Raw genomic sequence first — 4,864 nt, 5'->3', positions numbered from 1 at the left:
CGCCGCGCGCCGGCTGCAGGGCGGGCTCGCCGCGCCGTGGACGCTGTCGCCCGAGCGCCGCGCGGTGCTGGACCAGATCGAACAGGCGGTGCTGAGGGCGCGCGAAACCGGCCGGCTGGCCGAGGCGAGGGGGCCGGCGCCCCGGCCGATCGTCACGCTGGCGCTGATTGCGGCCAATGTCGCGGTGTTCGGGCTGGAGCTCTGGGTCGGCGGCTGGGGCGGCTCGACCGATATGGACGTGCTCTATGATCTTGGCGCGCTCTGGCCGCCCGCGGTGCTGGAGGGCGGCGAATGGAGCCGGCTGTTCACCGCGCTGTTCCTGCATTACGGCGGCTTGCATCTCGCCCTCAACATGGTGGGGCTGCTGGCCTTCGGGAACATGCTGGAGGCGCGCGCCGGCCGGATCGCCCTCGCCGTCGCCTATCTGGTCGCGGGCGTCGGCTCCATGGCCGGCGTGCTGGCGTTCGAGGCCTTTTTCGCCACGGAGCCCACGCTTCTGGTCGGCGCGTCCGGCGCCATTTTCGGCGTGGTCGGGGCCTATGGCGGGCTGATGCTGCGGGACGCCCTGCGCGGCCGGGTGGGCGCGCGCCGGGCGCTGGTGGTGATCGCGGCCATCGTGGCGCTGCAGATGGTGTTCGACTTCACCGTGCCGCAGGTCAGCTTCTCCGCCCACGCCTTCGGCTTCGTGCTCGGCGCGGCGGTCGGGCTGCTGCTGGGCGGCCGGAAACGGACGCCGGCGAAGGCGCGCAGACCCCGCTGAGGTCAGGCGCCTCGGGTGCTCCGTTCCGACTCAGGGCGTCTGGTCGTCCGCCCCGATGGCGGCGAGCGCGGCGCGGGCGACGATGACGTCCTCCGCGCCGGTTCCGGAGCCGACCCCGATTCCGCCGATGCAGACGCCGTCGATCACGATCGGCAGGCCGCCGGGCAGGTTGGTCAGCCGCCCGCCGGAGGCGACCGCGAGCTTCAGCTCGGCCGCGCCGTCCAGCCGGCCGGTGGGCTGGCGATGGGAGGCGGCGGAGATCGCCTTGGAAAGCGAGGTCTCCCGCGACAGCAGCTTGGCGCCGTCGGTGCGCACGAAGGCGAGAAGGTTGCCGCCCTCGTCCACGATCGAGATGTTCTGGGGCACGCCGATCTCCTCGGCCTTGGCGGCCGCGGCGGCCAGCGCCGTCAGCGCGCCGGCGTGGGTGAGCTTCAGGGAGCGGGCGGTCACGGTCATGGCGTCCTCCTCAAGGGGCGGGGCCCCGCGCATGGCCCGCGACGAACGGCGGCGGCGGGCGGGGCCGAACGGGTGATAGACCAGCCCGCCGCGCCCGTCGATGTTCGCCGCGCCTCCGCCCGCTCCGCCCCGAGGACCCGTCCCGCATGACATCGACCGCCGCCGTGCTCTACGGACGCGCCGCCTTCGACCGGCGCCAGTCGCTCGCGGCCGTGCGGGACGCGCTGCTGGCGCAGGGCGTGGCGCCCCGGATCGAGATCGCCTTCGCCGATCTCAGCGGCCCCTCGCTGCCGGAGGTGCTGTCCCGGCTCGCCGACGAGGGCGTGGCGCGCGTGACCGTCGCGCCCTGCATGATCCCGGCCGATCCGAGCCTGACGGTCTGGCTTCCCGGCGCGCTCAGCGCCTGGGCGAGCGGCCTCGCTTCGGCGCCCGAGGTCCGCCTCGCGCCGGCGATCGAGGCCTTCGCCGATCTGCCCGCTCTGGCGCGGGCGGCGCTGTCCGCCCCGGCGGACGATGTGGCGGAGGTCGCGCCCTCCCTGGGCAAGCCCGGCTGGAGCGCGATCCCCGAGCACGGCCGACAGGCGTTTTTCTGCGTCGGCGCCCGCTGCCTGCACCGGGGCGCCGAGCCGCTTTATCAGCTCCTGCGCGACGTCCTGAAGCGCGAGCGGGCGCTCGCCAAGGGGCCGACGCGGGTGCTCTGCGCCCGCACCTCGTGCCAGTTTCCGTGCAACCGCGGCCCGCTGATGACCGTCCATCCCGACGGCGTCTGGTATGGCGATCTCGATCCGCAGGCGATCGACCGCATCGTGCGGGAGCATTTTGTAGAGGGACGGATCGTGACGGCGCATGTGATCGCGCGCGATCCGGACTGACGGGAGCGGGCGCGTCTCCCGGCGCCGGATGTGCTATCGGCTGCCCCGGCCCGGCGCGGACGGCGGGGCTCGAGGGAGGCGGATCGCTGATGCCGGATGTAACAGGCGCGGACACGGCCTCCGCTCGAAGCCTCACGCTCGCCGCCTATCGCCGCCTCAGCCGGCGGCGCGCGGCCCTCGCCGTCGCGCTGGCGCTCGCGGCCTTCGGCGCGCTGCTGCTCGACATCGGCTCGGGCTCGTCCGACGTGACGGCCGCGAGCGCGTTCCGGGCGCTGGTGGGTTGGGGCGAGGTCCCGCGCTCGATCGAGGTCATCGTCTGGCAGGTGCGCCTTCCCATGGCGCTCATGGCGCTGCTGGTGGGCGCGGCGCTGGCGCTCGCGGGCGCGGAGATGCAGACCGTGCTCGGCAATCCGCTGGCGGAGCCGTTCACGCTCGGCGTGTCGGCGGCGGCGGCGCTTGGGGCGGCGCTCGCCATCGTTTTGGGGGTCTCGGCGGTCGGCGCGCCGGCTGAGTTCGCCGTGCCCGCCAACGCCTTCCTGTTCGCGCTCGGCTCGCTGCTTCTGCTTTTGCTGCTGTCGCGCGTCAGCGGCGCGGGGCCGGACACGCTGGTGCTGTTCGGCATCGCGCTCGGCTTCGCGGCCCAGTCGCTGCTGGCGCTGGTGCAGTTCGTCGCCACCGCCGACAGCCTGCAACAGCTTGTGTTCTGGAGCATGGGCAGCCTGTCCCGCGCCAACATGACCACGGTCGGCCTGCTGGCGGCGGCGCTCGCGCTGGTGGCGCCGTTCTCCTTCGCCGCCGCCTGGCGGCTGACGGCGCTGAGGCTGGGCGACGAGCGCGCCCGCAGCTTCGGCGTCGACGTGGCGCGGCTGCGCGTCATGGCGCTGGCGCGGGTCAGCCTGCTCGCGGCCGGCGCGGTGGCCTTCGTGGGCGTCGTCGGCTTCGTCGGGCTGGTGGGGCCGCATGTGGCCCGCATGCTGGTGGGCGAGGACCACCGCTACCTGCTGCCGGCGAGCGCTCTCTGCGGCGCCCTCGCCATGTCGCTCGCCTCCATCCTGAGCAAGATGATCGTGCCGGGCGTCATCCTGCCCATCGGCCTCGTCACCGCGCTGGTGGGGCTGCCGGTGTTCGTGGCGCTGATCCTGCGCCGGGGCCGCCGATGAGCGCCGGGGCGCTGCGGGTCACGGGCCTCACCGTGGGCTACGGCCGGCGGGCGGTGGCGAGCGACCTCACCCTGCCGCCGCTGGAGCCCGGCGAGGTGGTCGCCCTGGTCGGCCCCAACGCGGCGGGCAAGTCCACCATCCTCAAGGCGCTGGCCGGGCTGACGCCGGCGCGCGGCGACATCCGTCTGGGCGCGGCGGACCTGCAGGCGCTGTCCCGTGGAAAACGGGCCGAGCTCGTCGGCTTCATGCCGCAGACGCTGCCGTCCTCCAGCGATCTCACCGTGCTGGAAGGCATGATGGCCGCGCTCCGCGCTGTTCCCGGCGAGGGCGGCGCGCTGGAGGAGCGGGCGCTCGCCGCGCTCGAGAGCCTCGACGCCGGCCCGCTCGCGCTGAAGACCTTCGCCGAGCTGTCCGGCGGCGAGCGCCAGCTCGCGAGCGTCGCCCAGTCGGTGGCGCGGCAGCCGCGCCTGCTGCTGCTGGACGAGCCCACCAGCGCGCTCGATCTGGCGCGGCAGCATCAGGTGATGGCGCTGGCGCGCTCCTACGCCCGCGAGGGCCGGGTGGTGGTGGCGGTGCTGCACGATCTGGCGCTGGCGGCGCTGTGGGCGGACCGCATGGTGGTGCTCTCCGCCGGCCGCGCCCACGCGGTCGGCCAGCCGGACGAGGCGCTGACCCCGGACATCCTCGCCGAGGTCTACGGCGTCGTGGCGCGGGTGGAGCGCTGCTCCCGCGGACGGCTGCAGGTCATCGTCGACGGTCTGGCGGGCCCGCGGGGCGTCACAGGTTAGAATCAATCTAAAACATTGATATTGCAAGTCAATTTTTCTCGAAGCATAGTTCCGCCGTCTTCCTCATGAAGTGGCGCCTTTCAGGATGGGTTCCGACGTCTCCGGGCGGGCCGAAGCCTTCGGCCGCCTCTACGCCCAGCACAGCGACCAGCTCGAGCGCGTGATCCGCCGCCGGCTCGGGCACGGCGCGAGCGCGCGCGACGTGATGCAGGACGCGTTTCTGCGGCTGTGGGAGAAGGCGGTGGACGCCGCCCGGCTGACGCCGGCCTATCTCAACCGGGTGGCGCGCAACGCCGCGATCGACCATGTCCGCGCCGAGGCCGTGCGCCGGGACACGGTCCGCGCCCTCGCCGATCTCCAGATCGCGCCCTCGCCGCCGACGCCGTTCGACGCGGTCGCCTCCCGCGAGGAGCTGGACGCGGTGGAGCGGGCGCTCACGGCGCTGCCGTCCAGAACGCGCCTGATCTTCCTGCTGAACCGCATCCACGGTCGCACCTTCGTGGAGATCGCGGCCGGCCTCGGCCTGTCGGAGCGGGCGGTCGCCAAGCACATGGCCAAGGCGCTCTCCGCCTGCGAGCGCGCCGCCCCGCGCGACTGAACGGCCTTGCCCGCGCGCGTTCCATGGCGCACCTGTGGAGCGCCGCCCCTCGCGACCCCGTGTCCCATGACCTCTTCCGCGGACGATCCGGACCTTTCCTTGCGCGACACGGCGCGCGCTCTGTTCGTGCGCCTGCTGGAGCGAGAAACCCCGCGCCGCCGCCGCGCGGCCGAGGCGTGGCGCGCCGAAAGCCCGGCCCACGAGGCGGCGTGGCGCGCGGTGGAGCAGGC

General features: G+C 74.1%; 7 protein-coding genes. 6 read left to right on the top strand and 1 reads right to left on the bottom strand.

Annotated features, from left to right (window positions below; all coding sequences use genetic code 11):
* A partial coding sequence (locus ACFQ4O_RS15220; protein WP_378776819.1) for a rhomboid family intramembrane serine protease occupies positions 1-760 on the top strand: 760 nt, incomplete at its 5' end.
* Positions 761-790: 30 nt separating this feature from the next.
* Here ACFQ4O_RS15220 and ACFQ4O_RS15215 read toward each other — a convergent pair.
* Positions 791-1,216: a GlcG/HbpS family heme-binding protein gene (locus ACFQ4O_RS15215; protein WP_378776817.1), complete on the bottom strand. Its 426-nt coding sequence runs from the start codon at positions 1,214-1,216 to the stop codon at positions 791-793.
* 146 nt (positions 1,217-1,362) lie between these two features.
* Here ACFQ4O_RS15215 and ACFQ4O_RS15210 point away from each other — a divergent pair, with 146 nt between their 5' ends.
* The 5 genes from ACFQ4O_RS15210 to ACFQ4O_RS15190 form a co-directional block, all read left to right on the top strand.
* Complete coding sequence (locus ACFQ4O_RS15210) at positions 1,363-2,088, top strand: (2Fe-2S) ferredoxin domain-containing protein (protein WP_378776815.1); 726 nt, start codon at positions 1,363-1,365, stop codon at positions 2,086-2,088.
* Positions 2,089-2,177: 89 nt separating this feature from the next.
* On the top strand, positions 2,178-3,248 hold the full coding sequence (locus ACFQ4O_RS15205) for a FecCD family ABC transporter permease (RefSeq protein ID WP_378776813.1): 1,071 nt from the start codon (positions 2,178-2,180) through the stop codon (positions 3,246-3,248).
* Entirely contained in the window at positions 3,245-4,036 is a 792-nt protein-coding gene (locus ACFQ4O_RS15200; RefSeq protein WP_378776811.1) for an ABC transporter ATP-binding protein, read from the top strand. The genes ACFQ4O_RS15205 and ACFQ4O_RS15200 overlap by 4 nt, the downstream gene beginning before the upstream one ends.
* An 85-nt stretch (positions 4,037-4,121) precedes the next feature.
* The gene (locus ACFQ4O_RS15195; RefSeq protein ID WP_378776809.1) at positions 4,122-4,634 is read left to right on the top strand and encodes an RNA polymerase sigma factor; all 513 of its coding nucleotides are present in this window, start codon (positions 4,122-4,124) and stop codon (positions 4,632-4,634) included.
* A 66-nt stretch (positions 4,635-4,700) separates the two neighbouring features.
* The coding region (locus ACFQ4O_RS15190; RefSeq protein WP_378776821.1) for a DUF4880 domain-containing protein at positions 4,701-4,864 on the top strand (164 nt) is incomplete at its 3' end.

This window comes from Methylopila musalis (genome assembly GCF_042679725.1).
Lineage (GTDB): Bacteria > Pseudomonadota > Alphaproteobacteria > Rhizobiales > Methylopilaceae > Methylopila > Methylopila musalis.
The sequence above is the reverse complement of the archived record's forward strand: the minus strand, read 5'-3'. Positions and strand labels throughout refer to the sequence as shown.

What these genes read in the sequence shown, in the direction of transcription:
- ACFQ4O_RS15215 (WP_378776817.1), bottom strand. Translation starts at nt 1,216, where the DNA reads ATGACCGTGACCGCCCGCTCCCTGAAGCTCACCCACGCCGGCGCGCTG.
- ACFQ4O_RS15210 (WP_378776815.1), top strand. Translation starts at nt 1,363, where the DNA reads ATGACATCGACCGCCGCCGTGCTCTACGGACGCGCCGCCTTCGACCGG.
- ACFQ4O_RS15205 (WP_378776813.1), top strand. Translation starts at nt 2,178, where the DNA reads ATGCCGGATGTAACAGGCGCGGACACGGCCTCCGCTCGAAGCCTCACG.
- ACFQ4O_RS15200 (WP_378776811.1), top strand. Translation starts at nt 3,245, where the DNA reads ATGAGCGCCGGGGCGCTGCGGGTCACGGGCCTCACCGTGGGCTACGGC.
- ACFQ4O_RS15195 (WP_378776809.1), top strand. Translation starts at nt 4,122, where the DNA reads ATGGGTTCCGACGTCTCCGGGCGGGCCGAAGCCTTCGGCCGCCTCTAC.